This window comes from Pseudomonas sp. Irchel 3H7, from assembly GCF_900187605.1.
In the GTDB taxonomy this organism is placed as follows: domain Bacteria; phylum Pseudomonadota; class Gammaproteobacteria; order Pseudomonadales; family Pseudomonadaceae; genus Aquipseudomonas.
In genome coordinates this window covers 141,511-166,227 of record NZ_FYEA01000009.1, presented here as the reverse complement: position 1 = coordinate 166,227, position 24,717 = coordinate 141,511, and the positions used below count along the sequence as shown (strand labels likewise).

Annotated in this window: 20 protein-coding genes and 1 riboswitch; of the genes, 6 read left to right on the top strand and 14 right to left on the bottom strand. The window is 60.9% G+C overall.

All coding sequences use genetic code 11. The annotated features are described in order from the left end of the window. Nucleotides 1-17: 17 nt before the first annotated feature. The gene (gene motB, locus CKW38_RS18405; protein ID WP_007915797.1) at nucleotides 18-1,073 is read right to left on the bottom strand and encodes a flagellar motor protein MotB; all 1,056 of its coding nucleotides are present in this window, start codon (nucleotides 1,071-1,073) and stop codon (nucleotides 18-20) included. Between the two features lie 3 nt (nucleotides 1,074-1,076). Continuing rightward, the gene (gene motA / locus CKW38_RS18400; RefSeq protein ID WP_007915795.1) at nucleotides 1,077-1,928 is read right to left on the bottom strand and encodes a flagellar motor stator protein MotA; all 852 of its coding nucleotides are present in this window, start codon (nucleotides 1,926-1,928) and stop codon (nucleotides 1,077-1,079) included. Nucleotides 1,929-2,094: 166 nt separating this feature from the next. On the opposite strand from motA, the gene CKW38_RS18395 reads away from it, so the two are divergent. The 4 genes from CKW38_RS18395 to CKW38_RS18380 all read left to right on the top strand — a co-directional run bounded on the left by CKW38_RS18395 (nucleotide 2,095) and on the right by CKW38_RS18380 (nucleotide 7,194). Beyond that, complete coding sequence (locus CKW38_RS18395; protein WP_007915793.1) at nucleotides 2,095-3,633, top strand: HDOD domain-containing protein; 1,539 nt, start codon at nucleotides 2,095-2,097, stop codon at nucleotides 3,631-3,633. 42 nt (nucleotides 3,634-3,675) lie between these two features. Beyond that, a complete protein-coding gene (gene rhdA / locus CKW38_RS18390; protein WP_007915787.1) occupies nucleotides 3,676-4,491 on the top strand; it encodes a thiosulfate sulfurtransferase in 816 nt (271 codons plus the stop codon). Nucleotides 4,492-4,509: 18 nt separating this feature from the next. After that, a complete protein-coding gene (gene asd / locus CKW38_RS18385; protein ID WP_095113488.1) occupies nucleotides 4,510-5,370 on the top strand; it encodes an archaetidylserine decarboxylase in 861 nt (286 codons plus the stop codon). Nucleotides 5,371-5,439: 69 nt separating this feature from the next. After that, nucleotides 5,440-7,194, top strand: coding sequence for a molecular chaperone (locus CKW38_RS18380; RefSeq protein ID WP_095113487.1), 1,755 nt, complete (start codon nucleotides 5,440-5,442; stop codon nucleotides 7,192-7,194). Nucleotides 7,195-7,283: 89 nt separating this feature from the next. On the opposite strand, the gene serB is transcribed toward CKW38_RS18380, so the two are convergent. Next, nucleotides 7,284-8,498 carry a phosphoserine phosphatase SerB gene (gene serB / locus CKW38_RS18375; RefSeq protein WP_008079219.1) on the bottom strand — a complete coding sequence of 405 codons (1,215 nt, stop codon included), beginning with the start codon at nucleotides 8,496-8,498 and terminating at the stop codon, nucleotides 7,284-7,286. Between the two features lie 134 nt (nucleotides 8,499-8,632). On the opposite strand from serB, the gene CKW38_RS18370 reads away from it, so the two are divergent. Continuing rightward, nucleotides 8,633-10,138, top strand: coding sequence for an AhpA/YtjB family protein (locus CKW38_RS18370; protein ID WP_095113486.1), 1,506 nt, complete (start codon nucleotides 8,633-8,635; stop codon nucleotides 10,136-10,138). A gap of 422 nt (nucleotides 10,139-10,560) precedes the next feature. On the opposite strand, the gene CKW38_RS18365 is transcribed toward CKW38_RS18370, so the two are convergent. The 9 genes from CKW38_RS18365 to CKW38_RS18325 all read right to left on the bottom strand — a co-directional run bounded on the left by CKW38_RS18365 (nucleotide 10,561) and on the right by CKW38_RS18325 (nucleotide 20,051). Then, nucleotides 10,561-11,271 carry a membrane integrity-associated transporter subunit PqiC gene (locus tag CKW38_RS18365; protein ID WP_007915780.1) on the bottom strand — a complete coding sequence of 237 codons (711 nt, stop codon included), beginning with the start codon at nucleotides 11,269-11,271 and terminating at the stop codon, nucleotides 10,561-10,563. A 177-nt stretch (nucleotides 11,272-11,448) separates the two neighbouring features. Beyond that, entirely contained in the window at nucleotides 11,449-13,713 is a 2,265-nt protein-coding gene (gene parC / locus CKW38_RS18360; protein WP_095113485.1) for a DNA topoisomerase IV subunit A, read from the bottom strand. Between the two features lie 7 nt (nucleotides 13,714-13,720). Next, the gene (locus CKW38_RS18355) at nucleotides 13,721-14,245 is read right to left on the bottom strand and encodes a TIGR02281 family clan AA aspartic protease (RefSeq protein WP_095113484.1); all 525 of its coding nucleotides are present in this window, start codon (nucleotides 14,243-14,245) and stop codon (nucleotides 13,721-13,723) included. Then, nucleotides 14,242-15,231 carry an esterase-like activity of phytase family protein gene (locus CKW38_RS18350; protein WP_095113483.1) on the bottom strand — a complete coding sequence of 330 codons (990 nt, stop codon included), beginning with the start codon at nucleotides 15,229-15,231 and terminating at the stop codon, nucleotides 14,242-14,244. The genes CKW38_RS18355 and CKW38_RS18350 overlap by 4 nt, the downstream gene beginning before the upstream one ends. Next, the gene (gene parE / locus CKW38_RS18345) at nucleotides 15,231-17,138 is read right to left on the bottom strand and encodes a DNA topoisomerase IV subunit B (RefSeq protein WP_007915770.1); all 1,908 of its coding nucleotides are present in this window, start codon (nucleotides 17,136-17,138) and stop codon (nucleotides 15,231-15,233) included. The genes CKW38_RS18350 and parE overlap by 1 nt, the downstream gene beginning before the upstream one ends. 41 nt (nucleotides 17,139-17,179) lie before the next feature. Continuing rightward, on the bottom strand, nucleotides 17,180-17,788 hold the full coding sequence (locus CKW38_RS18340) for a YqiA/YcfP family alpha/beta fold hydrolase (protein ID WP_095113482.1): 609 nt from the start codon (nucleotides 17,786-17,788) through the stop codon (nucleotides 17,180-17,182). Between the two features lie 289 nt (nucleotides 17,789-18,077). Further along, entirely contained in the window at nucleotides 18,078-18,893 is an 816-nt protein-coding gene (gene cpdA, locus CKW38_RS18335) for a 3',5'-cyclic-AMP phosphodiesterase (protein WP_095113481.1), read from the bottom strand. A gap of 97 nt (nucleotides 18,894-18,990) precedes the next feature. After that, nucleotides 18,991-19,443 (bottom strand): DUF1249 domain-containing protein, encoded by a 453-nt coding sequence (locus CKW38_RS18330; protein ID WP_095113480.1) that lies wholly within the window; start codon nucleotides 19,441-19,443, stop codon nucleotides 18,991-18,993. Beyond that, on the bottom strand, nucleotides 19,434-20,051 hold the full coding sequence (locus CKW38_RS18325; RefSeq protein ID WP_007915755.1) for an NUDIX domain-containing protein: 618 nt from the start codon (nucleotides 20,049-20,051) through the stop codon (nucleotides 19,434-19,436). The genes CKW38_RS18330 and CKW38_RS18325 overlap by 10 nt, the downstream gene beginning before the upstream one ends. Before the next feature lie 227 nt (nucleotides 20,052-20,278). On the opposite strand from CKW38_RS18325, the gene CKW38_RS18320 reads away from it, so the two are divergent. Then, nucleotides 20,279-21,025, top strand: coding sequence for an RsiV family protein (locus CKW38_RS18320; RefSeq protein ID WP_007915753.1), 747 nt, complete (start codon nucleotides 20,279-20,281; stop codon nucleotides 21,023-21,025). Here the strand turns inward: CKW38_RS18320 and cytX are convergent. Beyond that, nucleotides 20,994-22,286, bottom strand: coding sequence for a putative hydroxymethylpyrimidine transporter CytX (gene cytX, locus CKW38_RS18315; RefSeq protein ID WP_095113479.1), 1,293 nt, complete (start codon nucleotides 22,284-22,286; stop codon nucleotides 20,994-20,996). The genes CKW38_RS18320 and cytX overlap by 32 nt on opposite strands. 130 nt (nucleotides 22,287-22,416) lie before the next feature. Then, entirely contained in the window at nucleotides 22,417-24,306 is a 1,890-nt protein-coding gene (gene thiC, locus CKW38_RS18310; protein ID WP_095113478.1) for a phosphomethylpyrimidine synthase ThiC, read from the bottom strand. A gap of 146 nt (nucleotides 24,307-24,452) precedes the next feature. After that, a riboswitch (TPP riboswitch) is annotated at nucleotides 24,453-24,558 on the bottom strand. Between the last annotated feature and the right edge of the window lie 159 nt (nucleotides 24,559-24,717).

Sequence of the window (24,717 nt, the reverse complement as noted above, 5' to 3'; positions counted from 1 at the left end):
CCGTGGCTTTTTGTGAATCACTGCTTGGGGGCTGGGGGAGCAGGCGCTGGCGCCGCACTCCCCGGCCCGGCCGGTTTCGGCGCGGCGTCGTCGAACAGGTTCAGGCGTTCGCGCAGTTCGTGCGCTGGCACCGGTTGCTGATCCGCCGGCAGTGCATTCGGGTCGACAGGCGCTGCCGGAGCAGCACCGTTCTGACCCTGATCCGCCGGTTTCGCCGGATCGGCACCTTGCGCACCTTCAATGGCCGCCTGGGCCTTCTTGGTCAGCACGACAATGTCGATGCGGCGGTTGACCGGGTTGAACGGGTTTTCCTTGTCGAACAGCGCCGACGAGGCATAACCCACTACCCGCGCCACTTGCGCATCCGGATAGCTACCGGCGATCAAGGCACGACGCGCAGCGTTGGCACGGTTGGCCGACAGCTCCCAGTTACCGAAATCGCCCGTGCCGGTGTAAGGCTTGGCATCGGTGTGGCCGCTGATGCTGATCTTGTTCGGCACGGCTTTGATGGTGTCAGCCATGGCCAGCAGGATGTCTTCGAAGTACGGCTTCAGGCGTGCAGAACCGGAGTCGAACATCGGCCGGTTCTCGGCGTCCATGATCTGGATGCGCAAGCCGTTCGGCGTGATCTCGAAGAGAATCTGATCCTTGAACTTCTGCAGTTGCGGGTTCTCGTCGACCTTGTTCTGCAGTTCTTGCAGGAGCAGCTCCAGACGTTCCTTCTCGACCTGCTCGGCCATGCCTTCAACCTGCTCGGTGTCGACCGTGACCTTGTCGGGTTGCGGCTGCGACTTCACTTCCGGGTTGAGGGTGTTTTCCGGCGCCAGGGTCGGCGTGCCGCCCAGGTCAATGATGTACGGCGTACCGCTTTCAGAGAAGCCGACCGGGTCTTTGAAATAACCGGCGATGGCGATCTTCTGCTCCGGCGTTGCGGTAGACAGCAGCCACAACACCAGGAAGAACGCCATCATCGCCGTGGCGAAGTCGGCGAAGGCGATTTTCCACGCCCCGCCGTGATGCCCGCCGGCTATGCGCTTGACGCGCTTGATGATAATCGGCTGATTATTTTCCATTTCTTAGCGACCGCGAACGGCTTGTTCCAGCTCGGCAAAGCTTGGACGGTGAGCCGGGTACAGCACCTTGCGACCGAACTCGACCGCCAGCGATGGCGGCATGCCGGAAGCCGAAGCCACCAACGAGGCCTTGATGGCTTCGTAGACGTTCAGCTCTTCCTTGGCATCGTGCGCCAGCGAATGCGCCAGCGGGCCGAAGAAACCGTAGGCCGCGAGAATACCGAAGAAGGTACCTACCAGTGCCGCACCGACGTGCAGACCGATGGATTTCTGGTCACCTTCACCCAGCGAGGCCATGGTCACCACGATACCGAGTACCGCCGCAACGATACCGAAACCCGGCATGGCGTCGGCGATGCCGTTCACCGCGTGGGATGGATGCTCAAGGTCTTCCTTGAGGCTGTACAGTTCCATGTCGAACAAGCCTTCCAGCTCGTGCGGGGCCATGTTGCCGGACGACATGATGCGCAGGTAATCGCAAATGAACGCGGTCATGCGCTCGTCTTTGAGCACCGCCGGGTACTTGGCGAAGATCGGGCTCGCAGCGGCGTCTTCGATGTCGCCTTCGATGGCCATCATGCCTTCGCGGCGGCTCTTGTTGAGGATCTCGTAGATCAGCCCGAGCACTTCCAGATAGAACGTGTGGCTGAAGCGCGAACTGAACATGCTCAGGGATTTCTTGAGCACGTGCATCGTCATGTAGCCGGGGTTGGCCTGCAGGAATGCACCCAGTGCCGCACCACCGATGATCAACACCTCAAAGGGCTGGATCAGGGCGGCAATCTTGCCGTGGGAGAGCACGTATCCGCCGAGCACGCTCGCGAATACGACGATGATGCCGATAATTTTAGCCATAGGTAGAAAGTACTTACTTAAGTCGGGTTCAAGGTCATATTCGGAAGTTAAAAAATCTCTTCTTCTACTTATCGGCAAAACTGCGCCAGACTATAGCCAGTTCAGGCGAAAAGCCAATTTAGCCCATGCCGGGCGCGTCTACAGTCAGTGAAGATCCCGTCCAGACATGGCTAATGAAACGAACGTCCCACACGCAAAACCGACCACGCTCGACGGCTGGGTAAAGTTGCTCGATGGCGTGCGACTGCCCGTGCCGCAAGAGGCTCACGACAAAGTCTGCCGGGCGATCCGTGACAATCGCAGCTCGCTGCGCGACATCGCCGACCTGATGCAGGACAGCCCGGCACTGGCCTTGAGCATCATCCGTGAGGCGAATCGTCACACCCACGGCACCATGGCCACACCAGCGGAAAATCTCGAGGTGGCGATCAATCGTCTGGGCCTGGCACGGACCGAAGAACTGCTGGCGCGCCTGCCCGCTGAACCGCAGATGCAAATCCCCAAGGCCCTGCGCCAATTGCAGATGATCAGCCAGCACGCGACGCAACAGGCCAACGGTTTTTTCGCCAGTCGCCTGGCGCGGCTGTGGCAGGACATTCATTGGGGCAGCCTGCTGTTTCTGTCGCCGCTGTGGCCGTTGGCGCTGACCTATCCGCAATTGCTTGAAGAATGGGAACTGCGGGTTATCCACAAGGGCGAATCGGCGCGCGTGGTCGAGAAGCAATTGTTCGGCGTGCGCCTGCTGAAAATCGCCGAGGCGCTGGTGCAAGTCTGGCACCTGCCGATCTGGGTGCAGCAGGGCTATAAACTGCTGCTCAGCGAACAGCGCGAACTGGTCAAAGTCCTGCGCATCGCCCGTGACAGCGAACATCCGCTGCGCCAGCAAAACCGCCTCGACGATGATCCGACCCTGCGCCGCTGGCTCAATCAGCCGGCCAACACCGTGCTGCTGGCCAACGGTCTGGCACTGTCGGCGCAACAGGCCTGGGACAGTCCGCACAGCGAACGCTGGCAGTACCTGACCAGCCTGTATCTGCAGATTTCCATGGACGAGGTGCAACAACAGTTGCACCAGCAAGCCGCCAACAGCGCGCGTCATCATGCGATGCCGGACTTGTGGCACCCGGCGGTTTCGTTGCTGTGGCCGTGGGGCACCCGTCGTTTGCCGGCCGGCATGTTGCCGGCCGCCGCGCCCACCGCTGAAGACCTGGGCCAGTGGCGCAAGCAATGCGCCGAACTGCTCGCAGAACCGAGCCGCTTCACCAATGCCATGAGCCTGACGGTCGCCGCTCGCGACGCATTGGTCGCCAGCGGCATGCGCCGCGTAATGATCCTGATGGCCGACCGCACGCAGTCCAATCTGCGCGTGCATCAAACCGCCGGGCTGCCGAAAGAAGCGGCGGCGCTGAATTTTGTCGTCGGTCAGAGCAAGGTCCTGCAACGGCTGCTTGCGCAACAGGCGCAGGTACGCATCACTCCAGAGAACGATGCGCAATTCTCCGCCCTGCTGCCAGCGAGCCTGCGCACGCTGTTTCGCGGCGAGCATCTATTCCTGCGTTCACTGGTCAACAACGGGCGGGTGATCATGATCGTCGTCGCCGATCAGGGCGGCGGGCCGTTCGCCGACATCACCGTGCAGGCCTTTGGCAAAACCGCGCAGTGCATCGAAAAAGCCCTGCACAGCTTTAGCAGCCGTGGCCGATGAGGCTGCGCTACAATTCCCCCCTTTGTGCTCTGGAGACCTCACATGTCTGACTTCTCTGGCTTGCCGCTCGTCATCGAGCCGAGCGACCTGCTCCCGCGCCTCGATTCCCCTGAACTGATTCTGGTGGATCTGACCAGCGCTGCCCGCTACACCGAAGGTCATCTGCCCGGCGCACGCTTTGTCGACCCGAAACGCACCCAGCTCGGTCAGCCGCCGGCGCCGGGTCTGCTGCCGGCCAAAGCCGATCTGGAAGCTCTGTTCGGTGAACTGGGCCACCGCAAAGATGCGGTCTACGTGGTCTATGACGACGAGGGCGGCGGCTGGGCCGGGCGCTTCATCTGGTTGCTCGACGTGATCGGTCACGACAAGTACCACTATATAGACGGTGGTCTGCCGGCATGGCTGGCAGATGGCATGCCGATGTCGATCCAGGTGCCTGCAGCCGTCGGTGGCCCGCTGCCGTTGACCTTGCACGACGGGCCGACTGCCACGCGCGAATATTTGCAAAGCCGTCTCGGTGCTGCTGATCTGGCGATCTGGGATGCGCGCGGGCCGCTGGAGTATTCCGGTGAGAAAGTGCTGGCCGCCAAGGCTGGGCACATCCCCGGCGCGGTCAATTTCGAATGGACTGCCGGCATGGACAAGGCCCGTCAGCTGCGCATTCGCACCGACATGCCGCAGATCCTCGAAGACCTCGGGATCACCAAGGACAAAGAAATCATTACCCACTGCCAGACCCATCACCGGTCGGGCTTCACTTATCTGGTGGCCAAATCCCTCGGTTATCCGCGGGTCAAGGGCTACGCCGGTTCCTGGGGCGAATGGGGCAACCACCCTGACACGCCCGTCGAGATTTAAGGTTTTTAAGGACAACTAATGAAAGAGCGTCTGTTTATCCTCAGCCAGTACCTGCTGCCTCATCACCTGCTGTCGCGCCTGGCCGGCTGCATTGCCGAGTGCCGCGTGCGCTGGTTCAAGAATGCCTTTACCCAGTGGTTCGCCAAGCGTTACCAGGTGGACATGTCGCAAGCACTGGTCGAAGACCTGACCGCTTACGAGCACTTCAATGCCTTCTTCACCCGCGCTCTGAAAGACGGCGCGCGTCCGCTGGACGAAACCCCGGGCGCGATCCTCAGCCCGGCCGACGGTGCGGTCAGCCAGCTCGGCCCGATCGAGCACGGTCGCGTGTTCCAGGCCAAGGGCCACAGCTTCAGCGTGCTGGAACTGCTCGGCGGTGATGCGGCCAATGCGGCGCCGTTCATGGGCGGCGACTTCGCCACCATCTACCTGTCGCCAAAGGACTACCACCGCGTGCACATGCCGCTGGCCGGCACCCTGCGCGAAATGGTCTACATCCCGGGCCGGATTTTCTCGGTCAACCAGACCACCGCCGAAAACGTCCCGGAACTGTTCGCCCGTAACGAGCGTGTGGCGTGCATCTTCGACACCGAGCGCGGGCCGATGGCCGTGGTGCTGGTGGGCGCGATGATTGTCGCTTCGATTGAAACCGTGTGGGCCGGTCTGGTCACGCCGCCGAAGCGCGAACTGAAAACCTTCCGCTACGACGAAGCTGCGCGTGCGCCTATTCATCTGGAAAAAGGCGCGGAACTGGGGCGCTTCAAACTGGGTTCGACCGCCATCGTGCTGTTTGGGCCGGATCAGGTGAAATGGGCTGAAGAGCTGGCGGCAGGTTCGCCGGTGCAGATGGGCCAAGGCCTGGCGCTGCCAAAAGCCTGATGCAGATTTTGCGGGAGCAGCGTTGTGCTGGTCCCGCAGATTCCACTATTTGCTGCTATGGTTTTTGGCATGAGCCAGACCATCTCTCCCCCACCGTTGCGCGCCTCGATCCCGACGCAATCGCGCCTGTCGTTTTGCGAAGCCACCCCGCGCGACCTCAAGCGCTGGATCGCCGGCCTGCCCAAGGCCAACATCGGCGAAACCGCTCGCCTGCTGTATCAAGGCCTGGGCGAACTCAACCAATTGCTCACACCCAGCGACAACCGCCTCAACCTGCTGGAGCTGTTGCGCCCCGAGGTTTATTTCGTCTGCCAGCATCTGGAACGACACTTCCTGCATCAAGCGATCATGCTCGACGAACGTTCGCGCAAAATCAGCAATCTGTGCCAGGCGCTGCAAAGCCATCTGGCCATCGGCTATAAACAGATCGTGCTGCGGATTGCGCCGAAGTACAGCAAGGATCGCGCGGCATTGGTCAGCACGGCCCTGCAACGGGCGGCCCATGCACTCAAAGGCCAGTTGCTGCGCGCCACGCAGCTGTATAGCTCGCCGCCGGAGCATGTGTGGTTCGAACTGCATCAGCTGTATCGCACCGCCTGCGAACTGCAGCTCCAACAGCGCCGGGTCCATGACGACCTCGCCAGCCTCACCACCGAACTCAGTTTCGAACAGACTTACATCGCCGCTCTGCTGCTGGGCAGCGCACGCTGCAATCAATTGCGGCAAAACCAGATCGCCCGATTGGCCGAAGTAATCGAGCCGTGGAGTGCCCTGCTCAAATTGCATCCCGGCCGTACGAGCGAAGGCCTGTTTGCGATCAGCCCGACAATCGATGCCGGCCCGCGCTACCGCAACATGTTTCGCAACGAAAAACAGGCCGGATTGCTCGGCTTCGATCCGCAGCCGCTGGTGAACGCCATCGAAGCGCATTTGCAGCATCAGCACACCTCACCCCCCCTGCCAGTGCCGACCGGACTGAGCCTCGATACCCTGCAGCACCTGCATGCCACTTGGGGACAGGCCGCCGAGCGCAGTTTTCAGCGCACCGTCGGCCAGGGCCATCTGACCGTGTGTGTGGGCATGAGCGCTCTGCACTTCTACCTCGGTGGCGAGCGCAGCTTCAGCGAACTGCTCAAACATCCCGGAACGCGCTCGGCGAACTTCAGCAGCGCCGTGATCAAGGGTGAAAAGGACAGTTGGAGCCAGGCCTTCGACGCGGCACCGCAGAGCAAGGCTGATGTGTTTTTGCCGTACGAGGAAATCCAGTACGACCATTTGCCCGAGGATGAAAACGGCACGGACAGTACGCCGCACTACCCGACCCATGTCCTGCCGGTGATCAATCACAGCCCCGGCGGATACTGCCTGGCGTGGCCAAATGAAGTGCCCGCCGAGTTGCAGGCCGGAGAAATGCTCGGCATCCAGGACAGTGTCAGTCTGGGCTGGAGCATCGCGGTCATTCGCTGGATCCGCCAGGTACGCGGCGGCGGCACGCAAATGGGTATTGAACTGGTGGCGCCACATGCCCAGCCTTGCGGCCTGCAACTGGTGCGCTCGCGGGACGATCACAGTCAGTATTTGCGCGGATTATTGTTACCGGAGATCAGCGCGATCGATCTACCGGCAACCTTGCTGGCACCGCGCTTGCCGTTTCAGGAAGGCAACAAGGTGATGATCAACACCCAGGGCGAAGAGCACCGCGCCGGGCTGGATCGGCGGGTGGCGAGTACACACAGCTTCAATCAGTTCGCCTATCGCTCGCTGGAGACTGCGCGCAATGGCGGGAGCGAGGAGGATTTTGATTCGTTGTGGAAGTCACTTTGAAGCAAAAGATCGCAGCCTGCGGCAGCTCCTACAGAAAAACGCATATTCCTCTGTAGGAACTGCCGCAGGCTGCGATCTTTTGATCTTAATTACAACTGCCCGTCGCGATCGCGGAAACCCAGCAGATACAGCACGCCATCCAGACCCAACGTCGAGATTGCCTGCTTCGCCGATTGTTTCACCAGCGGCTTGGCGCGGAACGCCACGCCCAGCCCGGCAATCGCCAGCATCGGCAAATCATTCGCGCCGTCGCCGACCGCGATGGTCTGTTCCAGACGCAAACCTTCCTTGTGCGCCAGCTCTTTGAGCAAATCAGCCTTGCGCTGCGCATCGACAATCGGCTCGATCGCCACGCCGGTGCACTTGCCGTCGACCACTTCCAGCTCGTTAGCGAACACGTAGTCGATGCCGAGTTTGGCTTGCAATTGCTTGGCGAAATAAGTGAAGCCACCGGACAGGATGGCGGTCTTGTAGCCCAGACGCTTGAGTTCGGCGAACAGTGTTTCGGCGCCCTCGGTCAGGCGCAGGGAAGCGCCGATCGAGTCGAGCACGCTGACATCCAGACCTTTAAGCAAAGCCAGACGTTCTTTGAAACTGGCGCGGAAATCCAGCTCACCGGCCATGGCGCGTTCGGTGATTTCAGATACCTGCTCGCCCACCCCGGCAGCCTTGGCCAGCTCGTCGATGACCTCGGCTTCGATCAGCGTCGAGTCCATGTCGAACACCGCCAGACGACGATTGCGACGGAACAGCGAATCTTCCTGGAAGGCGATGTCGACGTTCAGCTCTTGGGCAACGCTGAGGAATTCGGCACGCAGCGCTTGCGGATCAGCCGCTTCGCCACGCACGGAAAACTCGATGCAGCCCTTGCCCTTATCAGCCGGGGTGTCCAGCGGCATGCGACCCGACAGACGGTCGATGTGATCGATGTTCAAGCCATATTTGGCGGTGATCGAGCTGACGGCCTGCAACTGGCCGGCGGTGACTTTGCGGGTCAGCAAGGTAACGATGTGGCGTTTCTTGCCCTGATTACCCACCCATTGCTGGTAATCCTCTTCGGACACCGGGGTGAAGCGCACCTGCTGGTCGAGCTCATAGCCCTTGAACAGGATGTCCTTGAGCACGGATTTACCCTGCTCGGAATCGGGGATTTCGACCAGGATGCCGAACGACAGGGTGTCGTGGATCACCGCCTGACCGATGTCGAGAATGTTCACACCACCTTGTGCCAGAACGCCGGTAATGGCCGCAGTCAGACCCGGACGGTCGACTCCCGTGATGTTAATCAGGACGATTTCGCGCAACGCGCACCCCCGCAACTGGAAAAAAACCGCATTCTACCCACTTTCAGTGACCATCGGGCACCGCGAGCGCTTTGCCGGTCTAGGGCCTGTCGCTATACTGCGCGTCAACTTCACGGACAAAAGAGCCGAGCTCAGTGAACCGGCCAACGCCAGTTAAAACCGATAACTTCTTCCTGCTGATCTTCCGTGCACTGCGCCACCGCCGTGTACCGATTGCATTGCGCATTGCCAGCCATAACGTGATCCTGGTCGCTCTGGCCCTGGTGATCTATGCCGGCGTGATGGGTTTGCAATTCAAGCAGGCCATGCACCAGCAGGCCGATGCGCTGGGCGAAAGCCTGACTACGCAGACCGCGACCTCTGCCACGGAGCTGTTGGTGTCCAACGACATCCTCAGCCTCAACGTGCTGCTCAACAACCTGACCAAGAACAAACTGGTGGCCCACGCGGCGATCTACAGCGTGGATAACCGCATCCTCGCCGAGTCCGGTCAGCGCCCCAAGCACAGCCTGCTGGGCGAAGCCGAGGGCATGTACGAGAGCAAGATCACTTTCCAGGACGTCACTGCCGGGCAACTGCGTATCAGTCTGGACATGGATCAGTTTCAGCAGCCGATGACCATCAGCCTGCAAAGTATGGGCATTCTCAGCGGGATCCTGTTGGCGCTGTCGCTGGCCCTGAGCCTGCGCATGGGCCGCTACCTGTCGACGCCGTTGCTGCAACTGCGCGTCTGGTTGCGCCGCATCGACGAACACACGCCGGGCATCGACCGTCAGGATGAAATCGGCGATCTGGCGCGTCAGCTGCACGCCAACTACGCGCCGGAGCCTGCACCTGAACCGGAGCCGGAATTCGAGGACGAAGAAGACGAGCCGGAATTCGAGGTGCGCAACTTGCGTGATCCGAGTTTCGACGAAACCCGTCCGATGGCCGCGCAGAAGCCTGCACCGCGACATCTGGTCAGCACCGTCGAAGACGATGATGACGATGACGCATTCGCCGACCTGCGCGACGAGTCGCTCAATGGCGCGCCGCAACCTGTCGTCCGCCAACCGTCGCCAAGCGTGCCGCAGCACACCGCCGTGCTGGCCGTGCAACTGGGCTCGCAGGAGCAGCTGCGCCGCTTGCCACGGGCACGTCTGGAAGAGTTGCAGGAGCGCTATCGCGACTGCCTCGACCAGGCCGCTTCGCTGTATCAGGGCGAAATCGAAACCCTGAACGACGGCAGCACGCTGATGCTGTTTCACACCGAAGACAGTGGCGATGATTACCTGACCAACGCGATCTGCTGCGGCGAGTTGCTGCGCGCGCTGGGCCATCAGCTGCAGATTGAGGTCGCGGACAGCGGCATCACCCTGCAATTGCAACTGGGCCTGACCTTGGGCGATGAATTGTTCGGCCTGAGCCAGATCGATCTGCTGCTGACCGATTCGGCACAGGACGCACTGGCCTTGTCGCAGCACAGCCGCAACCTGCTGCTGGTTGAGCGCAAGATCAGTGATGACGCGCTGATTCGCCAGCGTGCGCGGATCCGCCCGATTGCCAGCCCTGAGGGTGCCTGCTGTGTAGAGCGGTTGATGGAGCCTTATCCGTCGATGCTGGAACGGCAACTGGCGCGGATGCATGAGCGTCGGACTTAAGTTGTAGGAGCTGCCGAAGGCTGCGATCTTTTCGCTGCTAAACATAAGGCTCGCAGACGAGTGATTGTCTGCGGGCTTTTTTGTAGGTAATAGAAAAGCCCCTCACCCTAGCCCTCTCCCGGAGGGAGAGGGAACCGATCCGGGAATACTGAAGACCTACAGCGACTTGAACGCCCAGCGGTGAATCCATAATCGCCAAGATCTTTCAGGTCGATATATAACGCCAGACACCACGGTCGCCCCTGCTCTACCGAATCCATAATCGCCAAGCTCTTTCAGGTCGATGCATAGCGCCAGACACCACGGTCGGCTCCCTCTCCCTCTGGGAGAGGGCTGGGGTGAGGGGCTTTTGATCTTGCCTACCAAACCCCAGACACAACAAAGCCCGCACAAGGCGGGCTCTGTTCTGACTCGGTCCAGACTTAGAAGCGGAACACTTCCATATCTGTCCGAATCGGCGAGGCCATCGGAATCTTCGGCTGCTTCTCGGCTTCCGCTGCTGGCGCCGCCGGCTTCGGTGCCGATTTACGCGGCGCCTCGGCCACCGGCGGCTGATTGGCCAACGGCTTCAGCGCAACCGACAATTGCTCGGCCAGACGCTGCAGCAAAATACCCTGTGCCTGCACCTGCGAAGCCGTACTGCCGGCATGCAGCTCTTGCAGGTGAACGATGCGGTTATCGCGCACCTGACCACGACGGTCGATCAAACGCCATTGCGCATCAAGTATCGCCGGTTGTTTCTGGCCAGAGTCCAGACGCGTAATGGTCAACAACACCTGCACATCCGGAGTGAACCCCGTTGTGGCCGGTGCCAGCACCACACGTTGGCTGTCCAGATGGCCAGCGACCTGACGCATCAGCAACTGATCGATATCCGACGAAAGGCTGCCAGCCCAACGACCGTCGGTCGCCGCTTGCAGACTGCCGTCTGGTTGACGTTGCAGTAATGTTTCACGTTGCAGGTAATCGGCTACGACTACCGGGCCTAACAAAACCGCCATGCCTGCGCTTTGCGCAGGCTGAACCGGACTTCCGCTGTCCAGTTGATACAGCGACACCGGCTGGTGAACGCTGCAACCCGCCAGGCCCAAAACGCCGGCGAGCAGGAAAATAAGGGGGCGCAGAGCTGTCATCATCCCGTCCAGGTGGCCGCCACAAGGCTGACCACAGTGAAAATACTCAATAAATATGAAGAACGCTCAGCCACGCCGGCGCTTGGAAAGGCCATATCATCCGTGAATATGCGTTCCGACTCCAGCGCCAAAGCGTCGATCTACGCGTTAAATCGTGGATCGACGCCTCTAGGACGCCTAATTGAGGTTTTCGACGAGCAGCGCATCCACTCTCTGGAAGCCCCTTGGAAGCTTATTGCCACGACGTCCACGTTCACCTTTGTAGTGTTCGAGGTCGTCGGCCTTCAGCGACAGGGTGCGTTTTCCGGCCTGCAGCACCAACGTGGCGCCTTCCGGAATGACCGCGATGTCCGTGACATATTCTTCGCGACTGGCCACGCGCTCACCGGAAATACCGATGATCTTGTTGCCTTTGCCCTTACCTAATTGTGGCAGATCGCTGATTTTGAAGATCAGCAGGCGACCTTCGGTCGTGACCGAGGCCAGCCAGTTGTGCTCACGATCAGCTACCGGACGCGGCGCGATGACTTTGGCGTTGTTCGGCAGGCTCAACAGGGCTTTACCGGCCTTGTTCTTGGCTTGCAGGTCTTCGCCTTTGACCACGAAGCCGTAACCGGCGTCGGAGGCGATCACGTACAACGCATCGTCTTCCGGCATCAGCACACACTCGAACGAGGCGCCCGGCGGCGGCGTCAGACGACCGGTCAACGGTTCACCCTGACCACGCGCCGACGGCAACGTGTGCGCGGCGACCGAATAGCTGCGGCCGGTAGAGTCAATCACCACGGCAGACTGGTTGGAGCGCCCCGCCGCCGAGGTCTTGAAGCCGTCGCCGGCCTTGTACGACAGGCCGGTAGCATCAATGTCATGACCTTTGGCCGAACGGATCCAGCCTTTTTCCGACAGCACCACGGTGACTTTCTCGTTCGGCAGCAGATCGTGCTCGGTCAGCGCCTTGGCTTCGGTACGTTCGACGATTGGCGAACGGCGGTCATCGCCATAGGTTTCGGCGTCCTTGATCAGCTCGGTACGCACCAGTTTCTTCAGCTTGGCTTCGCTGCCCAGCAGCGCTTGCAGCTTGGCTTGTTCCTTGAGCAGTTCGTCCTGCTCGTCGCGCAACTTCATCTCTTCCAGTCGCGCCAACTGCCGCAGACGGGTGTCGAGGATGTAGTCGGCCTGAATTTCGCTGAGGGCGAAACGCTCGATCAGCTTGGCCTTCGGATGCTCCTCGGTGCGGATGATGTGGATCACTTCATCGAGGTTGAGGTAGGCAATCAACAAACCGTCCAACAGGTGCAGACGACGCTCGACCTTGTCGAGGCGGAATTGCAGGCGGCGACGCACGGTCAGCACGCGGAATTCCAGCCACTCGACCAGCAAGGCACGGAGGTTTTTCAGCTGTGGTTTGCCGTCCAGACCGATGATGTTGATGTTGACCCGGTAGGTCGACTCCAGCTCGGTGCTGGCGAACAGGTGCTGCATCAGCGCTTCGTGATCGACGCGGCTGTTGACCGGAATGATCACGATGCGGCACGGGTTTTCGTGGTCGGATTCGTCGCGCAGGTCAGCGATCTGCGGGGCTTTTGACGGCTTGGCCTGCATCAGCGCGGCGATCTGCTCCAGCACCTTGGCACCGGACACCTGGTGCGGCAGCGCGGTGACGATGATGTCGCCGTCCTCGACGTGGTACACGGCGCGCATGCGCACCGAGCCCTTGCCGGTTTCGTACATCTTCAGCAGGTCGGCGCGCGGGGTGATGATTTCTGCTTCGGTCGGATAGTCCGGGCCTTGAATGTGTTCGCAGAGTTGCTCGACCGTGGCTTTCGGCTCATCGAGCAGGCGCACGCACGCGGTGGCGACTTCGCGCAGGTTGTGCGGCGGCACGTCGGTGGCCATGCCCACGGCGATACCGGTGGTGCCGTTGAGCAGAATGTTCGGCAGGCGCGCCGGCAGCACCAGCGGCTCCTGCAGGGTGCCGTCGAAGTTCGGCCCCCAGTCGGCAGTGCCCTGGCCGAGTTCGCTGAGCAGCACTTCGGAATAACGCGACAGACGCGCTTCGGTGTAACGCATGGCGGCGAAGGACTTCGGATCGTCCGGCGCACCCCAGTTACCCTGACCGTCGACCAGCGTATAGCGATAGCTGAATGGCTGGGCCATCAGCACCATCGCTTCGTAGCACGCCGAGTCACCGTGCGGGTGGAATTTACCGAGCACGTCGCCGACGGTACGCGCCGACTTCTTGTGCTTGGAATCGGCGTCCAGGCCCAACTCGCTCATCGCATAAATGATGCGACGCTGCACCGGTTTCAGGCCGTCGCCGATATGCGGCAAGGCACGGTCCATGATCACGTACATGGAGTAGTTGAGGTAGGCACTTTCGGTGAAGTCGGCCAGCGAGCGGCGTTCTACACCGTCCAGGCTGAGATCAAGGGGGTTGCTCATGCAGGCCTCATCGGTTCGTTGTCTGGCGCAGCAGCATGGTGCCACCGCGCTGAGTAAATTCAAGTTTGTTCAGGGCGCTCATGCCGAGCAACACCTGATCGCCATGCAGCCCCGGCGCCACCAGTGCGCGGACGTCGCGCAGCACGATGTCGCCCAGTTGCAGGCGGTCGATTTTGGTCCGGTAGCCCTGGCTCAGGCCGTTGGCCGTGCTCAGGGTCACACCGAAACCTTCTTCCAGTTTCAAACGCTTGGCCAGATCCGCCGGGATCGCCACATCGGTCGCGCCGGTGTCGAGCATGAACTCCACCGGCTCACCGTTGATCTGACCGCTGGCGACAAAATGCCCTTGGGCGTTGCCGGCCAGCTTCACCTCGATAAAACCTTCGCCCTGCTCCGAACTGACGACGACGTTCGGATTCTGCTGACGTTGCTCCCACTGGCCGAAAAACCGCGTCGCCAGAAACAGCGCCGCGCACCACGCCAGAATCATCAGCACCCGACCGGCGCTCTTGCCCGGCGGCTGTTGACTCATGGCTTGGCGCTCCAGCCGCCATCAGGTGCGGCGAAGCGCCAGACGATCGGCCGAACCTCACCGTCGGCCCGCGGGCCGAAATTATTGTCGACGCCGACCCATGCACCATCAGCGTCAACGATCAGCGCCTCTTCCAGCCCGAAGTTCTGCGAATAACGGCGGTGGGCCTGTAACAGTTCAGCGGCGTACGACCAGCAACGCTCGACCTTGGCGGTCTGCGCATCGCGCCGACAAATCTGGAAAGCGTTGCGCTCAAGGGTAAACAATTTGCCGTTGAACAACGAAAGGTCGGAAAAGTCTCGGTCGACCGCTCTAGCCTTGGGGAACTGCGGCGGCTGCATTTCCTTGCCGCCCTCGCTGAGCAGCACGCAACGACCGTCGCAATCCCACACTGTCTGCTGGCGCTTGATCAGCAGCAAGCCACGGCTTTGCCGCTCGGCGGCCAGCCACATCTGATCGCCCGCCGGGCTGATCGCCAGGCCTTCGAAAATCGCATTGAAATGCAGGAGCATGCCGCTGGCCCGCGCTTCGCGAACCATCATCGGCGAGATCTTCAGCCAGTTGACCGGGCCGCTGACGGGCACCTGCAAGACCGCCGCATGGCCCTCGCTGACAATGTAGCGATTGCCGGTGCTGTCGCAACTGATGCCTTCGAAATCCAGGTCGCCACCGCGCACGAACGAGGCGGCCCAATTGCGCGAGCGCAACCCCCACGGTAGACCGGTCTCCGGCACCAGGGGCACGTCGATGTGCAAGGCTTCGGCCTGCCAGACCTGATCGGCGGTATTGAGCCGATATATCTGATCATCATCGCGGTCCGACACCGTCCACAACTCGCCGCCACACATGGCCAGCCCCGACAGGTTACCGCCGCGCATGCCGTCGACGGGGTGTTCGGAGAGCACGCGCAATTCCTGCAAAGGCTCGGCCGACACGCTCATCACACTCAGCAGCAACACACCCGCCAAGGCCCAGCCAAACCGCATCAGGCCAGCACCTCGGCGAGGTTGCCTTTGGATTCGAGCCAGGTCTTGCGGTCACCGGCGCGTTTCTTCGCCAGCAGCATGTCCATCATTTCCGAGGTTTCGGCAAAATCCTCGCCCAGCGTCAACTGCACCAGACGTCGCGTGTTCGGGTCCATGGTGGTTTCACGCAGCTGCGGCGGGTTCATCTCACCCAGACCTTTGAATCGGGTGACCTGCGGTTTGCCGCGTTTCTTCTCGGCGACCAGGCGGTCGAGAATGCCGTCGCGCTCGGCTTCGTCGAGAGCGTAGTAGATCTCTTTGCCCAAATCGATGCGGTACAGCGGCGGCATGGCGACGTAGACGTGACCGGCATCCACCAGCGGGCGGAAATGCTGGACGAACAACGCGCAGAGCAAGGTCGCGATGTGCAGACCGTCGGAGTCGGCGTCGGCGAGGATGCAGATCTTGCCGTAACGCAACTGGCTCATGTCCGCCGCGCCCGGGTCGACACCGATGGCCACGGCGATGTTGTGCACTTCCTGACTGGCCAACACTTCACTGCCGTCGACTTCCCAGGTGTTGAGGATCTTGCCGCGCAACGGCAGGATCGCCTGGAACTCTTTGTCCCGCGCTTGCTTGGCGGAACCGCCGGCGGAATCACCTTCGACCAGAAACAGTTCGGAACGCATCGGATCCTGCCCGGCGCAGTCGGCCAGTTTGCCCGGCAACGCGGGGCCTTGAGTGACGCGTTTACGCTCGACCTTCTTACTCGCCTTGAGACGACGACCGGCGTTATTGATTGCCAGCTCAGCCAGGGCCAGACCGGTTTCCGGGTTGGCGTTGAGCCACAGGCTGAACGCATCCTTGACCACACCGGAGACAAACGCCGCCGCTTCACGGGACGACAGACGCTCTTTGGTCTGGCCGGAGAATTGCGGCTCCTGCATTTTCATCGACAGGACGAACGCGATGCGCTCCCAGACGTCTTCCGGCGCCAGCTTCACGCCGCGCGGCAGCAGACTGCGGAATTCGCAGAACTCGCGCATGGCGTCGAGCAAACCCTGACGCAAACCGTTGACGTGGGTACCGCCCTGCGCCGTCGGGATCAGGTTGACGTAGCTTTCCTGCACCGCGTCGCCACCTTCCGGCAGCCACAGCAGCGCCCAGTCGACCGCTTCTTTATTACCGGCGAAAGCGCCGCAGAACGGCTCGTTCGGCAGGCGTTCGAATTCGCTGACGGCGTCGACCAGATAGGAGCGCAGGCCGTCTTCGTAGTGCCACTCGACTTTCTCGCCGGTGCCTTTGTCTTCGAAGCTGACCAAAAGGCCCGGGCACAACACAGCCTTGGCCTTGAGCACGTGCTTGAGGCGGCTGATGGAGAATTTCGGTGAATCGAAATACTTCGGATCCGGCGCGAAGTACACGCTGGTGCCGGTGTTGCGCTTGCCGACGGTGCCGACGATTTCCAGCTCGGTGGCTTTGTAGCCATCGGCGAACGTCATCTGGTATTCGTTGCCGTCACGCTTTACGCGCACGCGCACTTCGGTCGACAAGGCGTTGACCACGGAAATACCCACACCGTGCAAACCGCCGGAGAACTGGTAGTTCTTGTTGGAAAACTTGCCGCCCGCGTGGAGTTTGGTGAGGATCAGTTCGACGCCCGATACGCCCTCTTCCGGGTGGATATCGACCGGCATGCCACGGCCGTCATCGCTGACTTCCAGCGAGTGATCGGCGTGCAGGATGACCTGCACCGATTTGGCGTGGCCAGCCAGGGCTTCGTCGACACTGTTGTCGATGACTTCCTGGGCAAGGTGGTTCGGCCGACTGGTGTCGGTGTACATGCCGGGGCGTTTGCGCACCGGGTCGAGGCCCGAGAGGACTTCGATGGCGTCGGCGTTATAAGAGCTAGCGCTGGGAGTGGCCATAGGGTCTCGTCGTCAGTCATTCATGAAATAGGGGCAAGACTTCACAGTGCGGTGAAATCGATTGCCTGATACACATCGGCACCAATGCCGGCAAAACTCAGCAACGCCGGCAATTGCCCGGCAAAGCCTTGGAAACTGTGGTCGCCGCCGGCCTGAATGCGCAAGGCACAGGCGCGGTAATACTGCTGGGCGAGGCGATAATCCAGTGTTTCATCGCCGGTCTGCAACCACACCTGATAACGCTGCGCATCCTGAGGCGCCGGCACTTCCAGTTCGGCCAGGGCCGTGACGTGGTCGTGGGTCAACTCCCAGGTTTCATCGGTATACAGGTTTTTCTGTGTGCCCAGATAGCCGTCGAACATCCGGTGCGGGCTGACCGCCGGGTTGACCAGCAGGGCTTTCAGGCCATGGCGCTCGGCCAGGTGAGTCGCATAGTAGCCGCCGAGTGAGCTTCCCACCAGCAGCGGGCTGCCCAGTTCGGCAATCGCTTGTTCCAACTGACCGATGGCTTCACGCGGGTGGTGATGCAAGGCCGGAACACGCAGTTTGTCGCTCAAACCCAGCTGCTCCATCACGGAGACCAGCTGGCAAGCCTTTTTCGAGGCCGGGGCGCTGTTGAAACCGTGGATATAGAGGATCGAACCGGACATTTGAGCTCCCTGGGTGTCGGTTTGGGTTTGCGGAGTTTACAGGGAGAGAAGAGCGGATTGGGGGTGGTTTCGAGAAATTGGTTATTCAGCAGGGGCGGCCCTCACCCTAGCCCTCTCCCAAAGGGAGAGGGGACTGAATGGGGAATATTCAAGAACTACACCGACCTGAAAGTGATTGGGCGAATCCATAATCGACTCGGTATTTCAGGTCGGCGCATGACGCAATACACCTCGGTCGGCTCCCTCTCCCTCTGGGAGAGGGCTGGGGTGAGGGGCTCTTGATCGAAAATCAGTAACCTTCGGAACCGTAATCAACGGTAAAAGCAAATCCGGTGACACGTTCCACGCCAGTCTCCAATCGCCCATCCGGCAACAACCGCAACCAGCGATACCCCGGCGCTTGCTCCCCCACCTTGAAGTCCACACTCCCCGGCTCGAACTGAATGCACGTCGAAGGCGAAGCCATCAAGCGCACGCCATTGCGCTCACGATCAATCTCCTGATGCACATGCCCCCACAACACCGCGCGAGCCTGTGGAAAACGATCCAGCACCTCGAAAAACGCCTCGGGATTGCGCAAACCAATCGGCTCCATCCACGCGCAACCGATCGACACCGGGTGATGATGAAAACAAACCAGATGATGGCGCTCCGGCGCTTCGCTCAGGGAGCGGGCCAGCAGCTGCAATTGATCATCCTGAAGATACCCCGGCACCGAACCCGGCACCGCCGAATCCAGCAGCGTCACCCGCCAGTTACCAATATCGACTACCGACTCCAGCAACGCGCTCTGCACGGCGGCCTGGGCCATGATCATCGGTTCGTCGTGATTGCCGGGAATCCAGCGCGCCGGGGCAGCGATCTGCGCGCTCATCTGGCGAAACTGCTGATACGACGCCAGCGTGCCGTCCTGCGAGATATCGCCGGTGGCCAGAATCAGGTCGATCTGCGGCTGCTGCTCCAGCACCAACTCGATCACTCGTTGCAGGCTCTCGCGGGTGTTCATGCCCAGCAGCGTACCGTGCGCTTCAGCGAACAGATGGCTGTCGGACAACTGCACCAGCAGCGGCGAATCGGCGGAGGTCAACGTGGATACGCTCGGCAAGGCGCTCTCCCAAGGCAAAAGCACGGAATCGATAGTGGCGCAATTATGCTGGGGGATCACTGAAAGAGGAAACTGCCGAACCGGACGCAGTTCACAACTAGCGTACGACTTCGTACTCGTGCCCCAACGCCAGGCAATGACTCAGCCATTCCCCCAGGAACAGATTGAGCTGGGCCTTTTCATCTGGCTGATGCATGGCCGCGTTCGGGTAAGGATAGATGCCGCGAAAGCGTCGTGCATGTTCGGCGCTGACCACTTCGGCCATGCGCGCGTCGTGATAGACCTGCACTTCCAGTTGCGGCACCGGCAGCCACGGCAGGCTGTGTTCCTGACGCACTTGCAACGTTGTGGTGTATGGGCAGGTTTGCAGCACTTCGAGGGCCAGCACGCCGAGCATCTGCTCGCCCTGGGTCACGGCGATGCGCCGCGCCTCGGGCTCGTTGCGCATGTCCGGCAGCAGTCGCATCAGGCGCGCGTAGTTGGCCTCGCAGGCGGCTTGCAGCCCCGCGAGGTCGACTCGATAACGATCGCGCAGCTTGTTTACGACCATAACCCCCTCACTTCGGCGCGGTTCAGCGCCAGCCACTGCAAAGCGATGATGCTCGCCGCGTTGGCAATGCGACCGTCACGGACGGCCTGCAAGGCATCTTCAAAGGCCCAGACCGTGACGCGGATATCTTCTGCCTCTTCTTCCAGGCCATGCAGGCCGCCAACGCCGTCAGTGCTGCAACGCCCCAGATACAAATGCACGAACTCGTTGCTGCCGCCCGGCGACGGGAAATACTTGGTCATCGGCCACAGGGCCTTGATGTCCAGCCCAGCTTCCTCCTGCGCCTCGCGGTGAGCAACTTCTTCCGGCACTTCGGCCTTGTCGATCAGACCAGCGACCAGTTCGACCAGCCACGGGTTGTCGGTCTTGCCCATGGCGCCGACGCGAAACTGCTCGATCAACACCACCTCGTCGCGCTGCGGATCGTAAGGCAGCACACACACGGCATCGTGGCGTACAAAGACTTCACGGTTGATCTCGCGGCTCATGCCACCGGCGAACAATTCATGACGCAGGTGCAAACGGTCGAGTTTGTAAAAACCCTCGTAGCAGCGCTCGCGTCGCACGACGTCGACGGTGGTCGGAATGGCGTTGGCAAAATCAGTCATGAGCATCCTCTTTACTGCAGATCCATTACGAGTTGCCGCTTGTTACTGGCAACCTCGACTTCGCGCCATCCTAACGCGCCCGCACCGTTTGATGCAGCCCCTTTACCGTCAGCGGGATGGACGGTGGAGGCGAAACCCACTCTAATTAGCTTAGTGGCGAACTGACTGCTTCTGCGAGAGTCGAAGCGGATATCTTTTTGCCTTCCCCTGCTTTCGAAAGGACGCCCATGTCGCTTTTCAAAATTGCCTCCGTGGCCGCCATTGCCCTGACTCTGGGTGCGTGCGCCAGCCTGTTCCAGCCCAACTACCGCACGCCGCTGGAAACCACCCGCGATGCATCGGAACAACTGAAACCGGGCTGTTCCAACCCTGATTGCCCACTGGTGAACATCGACACCCTGCGCTTCCCGGCCGAACCTGCGCTGGACGGCATCATCGAAAAACGCCTGCTGCAAATGACCCGCACCGAGAAAAACGCCCAGGTAGCGCCAACCCTGGCGGCCTATCGCGAGCAGTTTCTGGCCAGTGCCGGCCCGCGCAACAGCAGCTACCTGCAAGCGAAAGTACGCGAGCAGCATGACGGCTTGGTGATCATCGAGGTGTCGAGCTACCTCGACACCGGCGGTGCGCATGGCACCCCGGGGCGCGGTTTCATCAACTATTCGCGCCAGCAGCACAAGGTGCTGAACCTGTCCGACATGCTCGTGCCGGGTCAGGAAGAGGCGTTCTGGAAAGCGGCGCAGGTCGCGCACAACAGTTGGTTGATCAGCACCAAGCTCGATCAGGAGCCGGAGTTCGTGGCGAACTGGCCGTTCGTGAAGACCCCGAACGTGGCGCTGACCTATGGCGGCGTGATCCTCAAGTACGACGTGACCACCATCGCGCCTTACGCGCTGGGCCACGTCGAACTGAAGATTCCTTATCCGCGTCTGAACGGCATTCTCAAGCCCGAGCTGTTTCCCGGCCGTAACTGAAGGCCCGGCCGAGCACTAGTTGCAACAGCCCTGCCAGCACCAGCGCCGGCAGGGTTGCGCCGACATCCGGATACAGATTCGCCAGCAAGTGGTAGGTGCTCACACCACCCAGCCACGCTAACAACGCCGGCCAGCGCAATGCCGCCGAAGCGACCTGAGCGCTGCGCTTGCGCAGGATGAAGTGATCCACCAGCACCACGCCGAACAGCGGCGCAAACACCGAGCCGATCAGCAGCAGGAAATTCTGGTACTGCGCCAACGGCGCCAGCAGGGCGATCAGCGTGCAGATCACGCCAATGGCCAAGGCCAGATGCTCGACTTTCAGGCGCAACAGAATCACGCTGGAAACCGCTGCCGAGTGAATGTCGGCGAAGGCGTTTTCCGACTCATCCAGCAGAATCAGCAACAGCGGAATGCCCAGACCTGCACCGGCCAGTGCCAGCAGCAACGCATTGACTTCACCGCTCGGCGCGAACGCAAGCGTGTAAGCGACGCCAAGGCTCATCAGCCAGAAGTTGCCGATAAAGAAACCGACCGCAGTGCCACCAAAAACATTCTTCGCACGCTTGCCGAATCGCGAGTAGTCGGCGATCAGCGGCAGCCACGACAGCGGCATCGCAATGGCAATGTCAAAGCCCACAGCGAATGGCATCGAACCGTCACCGGCACGCGACCAGAGATCGGCCAGATCGGCTTTGGCAAACAGGTTCCAGGTCAGCCACAGGCACGCCGCCAACAGCAGCCAGATGCCCCACTTGCGCAGGATCTGCCGCACAAAAGTCAGCGGCCCGCTGACCGCTAGCAAGGTCGCCAGCGCGCCGAAAAACAGCGTCCACAACACCGGGTTCGACCACAGCGAACCTTCGCTGAACGCGCGGGTGCCGAGCAGGCTGGCAGCGTCGCGCATGACGATGATTTCGAACGAGCCCCAACCAATCAGTTGCAGCAGGTTGAGCAGCGCCGGCAGGCTCGCGCCTTTGCTGCCGAGGCTGAGTTTCAGCGCGGCCATCGAGGACAGACCGGTGTCGCTGCCGATCACGCCAACGGCGGCCAGCAACAGTACGCCGACCAACGTGCCGAGGAAAATCGCCAGCAGCGAACCGGACAGGCCCAGACCTGGCGCGAGTAATGCGCCGGTCTGCAAAACCATCAGGCCGATGCCGAGGGAGAACCACAGGGAAAACAGATCGCGACCGCCGAACACACGCTTGTCGGCGGGTACGGCGAGGTCGGGGGAATAAGTGCTGGGTTGAATGCTCAAGGGTGTTATCTCAGAGGGACACTTGTTGTGATCGTTCCCACGCTCCGCGTGGGAATGCCTCTAGGGACCAGTGACGCGGAGCGTCACGGGCTGCATTCCCACGCAGAGCGTGGGAACGATCAGTACGGGCTCAAACCTTTTTGTACAGCTGACTGCCTTCCTTCTTGAACCGCTCGGCCTGTTCCGCCAGGCCTTGGGCGACGTCCACGTCGACCGCGTCGATCCGCTGGTTGGCCGCATACTCGCGGACTTCCTGAGTGATCTTCATCGAGCAGAATTTCGGCCCGCACATCGAACAGAAATGCGCGACCTTCGCCGAATCCTTCGGCAGGGTTTCATCGTGATACGAACGCGCGGTATCCGGATCCAGACCCAGGTTGAACTGATCCTCCCAACGGAACTCGAAACGCGCCTTGCTCAAGGCGTTGTCGCGAATCTGTGCGCCCGGATGCCCTTTGGCCAAGTCCGCTGCGTGCGCGGCGATCTTGTAAGTGATGATCCCGGTCTTCACGTCATCCTTGTTCGGCAGACCCAAGTGTTCCTTCGGCGTCACGTAGCAGAGCATCGCGCAACCGAACCAGCCGATCATCGCCGCACCGATACCCGAGGTGATGTGGTCGTAGCCCGGCGCAATGTCGGTGGTCAGCGGGCCGAGGGTGTAGAACGGCGCCTCATCGCAGCACTCCAACTGCTTGTCCATGTTCTCTTTGATCAACTGCATCGGCACGTGGCCCGGGCCTTCGATCATGGTTTGCACGTCGTGTTTCCAGGCGATCTTGGTCAGTTCGCCGAGGGTTTCCAGTTCGCCGAATTGAGCAGCATCGTTGGCGTCGGCAATCGACCCCGGACGCAAGCCATCACCCAGCGAGAAGCTGACGTCATAGGCTTTCATGATTTCGCAGATTTCTTCGAAATGCGTGTAGGCGAAGTTTTCCTTGTGATGCGCCAGGCACCACTTGGCCATGATCGAACCGCCACGGGAAACGATACCGGTCACGCGTTTGGCGGTCAGCGGCACGTAACGCAGCAGCACGCCGGCGTGAATGGTGAAGTAGTCGACGCCCTGCTCGGCCTGCTCGATCAGCGTGTCGCGGAACAGCTCCCAGGTCAGGTCTTCGGCCGCGCCGCCGACTTTTTCCAGCGCCTGATAGATCGGCACTGTGCCGATCGGCACCGGCGAGTTACGGATGATCCACTCGCGGGTTTCGTGAATGTGCTTGCCGGTGGACAAGTCCATGATGTTGTCCGCGCCCCAGCGAATGCCCCAGGTCAGTTTCGCCACTTCTTCTTCGATGGACGAACCCAACGCGCTGTTGCCGATATTGCCGTTGATCTTCACCAGGAAGTTACGGCCGATGATCATCGGTTCCAGTTCGGTGTGGTTGATGTTGGCCGGAATGATTGCGCGGCCACGGGCGATCTCTTCACGGACAAATTCAGGGGTGATGATTTTCGGCACGCTGGCGCCGAAGCTGTGACCCGGGTGTTGCTGATCCAGCAGGCCGGCGGCGCGGGCCACCTCAAGCTTCATGTTTTCGCGGATGGCGACGAATTCCATCTCGGGCGTGATGATGCCCTTACGCGCATAGTGCATTTGCGTGACGTTGGCCCCAGCCTTGGCGCGGCGCGGGTTGTTGACGTGGGCAAAGCGCAGCTTGGTCAGTTCCGGATCGGCGAGGCGCTCGCGACCAAAGTTGGAACTCAGACCCGCCAGGCGCTCGGTGTCGCCACGGTCATCGATCCACGCCGAACGCACATCGGCCAGGCCTTTGCGTACGTCGATCACCACGTTCGGATCGGTGTAGGGGCCCGAGGTATCGTAAACGGTGACCGGTGCGTTGATTTCACCGCCGAAGTCAGTTGGGGTCACATCAAGGGTGATTTCGCGCATCGGCACGAGGATGTCCGGGCGCGAGCCCTGAACGTAGACTTTTTGCGAACGGGTGAACGGCTTGACCGATTGCTCGTCGACCTTGGCCGAGTCACTCAGGTTGATCGCGTTTTTTGATTTTGTAGTCATCACGGGCTCTCCAGACAGCATCCAGGCAGTGGATTGTCGGAGCAGAACCTGAAAGGCACGGACGCACCAGGACCGGTGCTGTGCATCGTCGTCGAGCGTTCGATTGTCGAACAATTTCCCGGACGAAGCACAAGAGGACTCGCCGGGTGACGAGAAATCTTGTTCCCTACGCAGGCGCTAACCTGATCAGGTTCAACGGGATCCGAAATTATTCGATCTCAGCCTCATAGCAAGGCACCCCGACAAGAACCCGGCCAGTCTAGACACAACCGGCAAAGAACGCCAACACCGCAGCAAACACCATGATGAATGGCGCAAATACACAGGTTGGGCCGATTGTTGTGATCGATTTGCGCAACTACACTCGCTTTGCCCCGCCACGCCTTGACGCTGCGGGGCTTGCGCCTTACC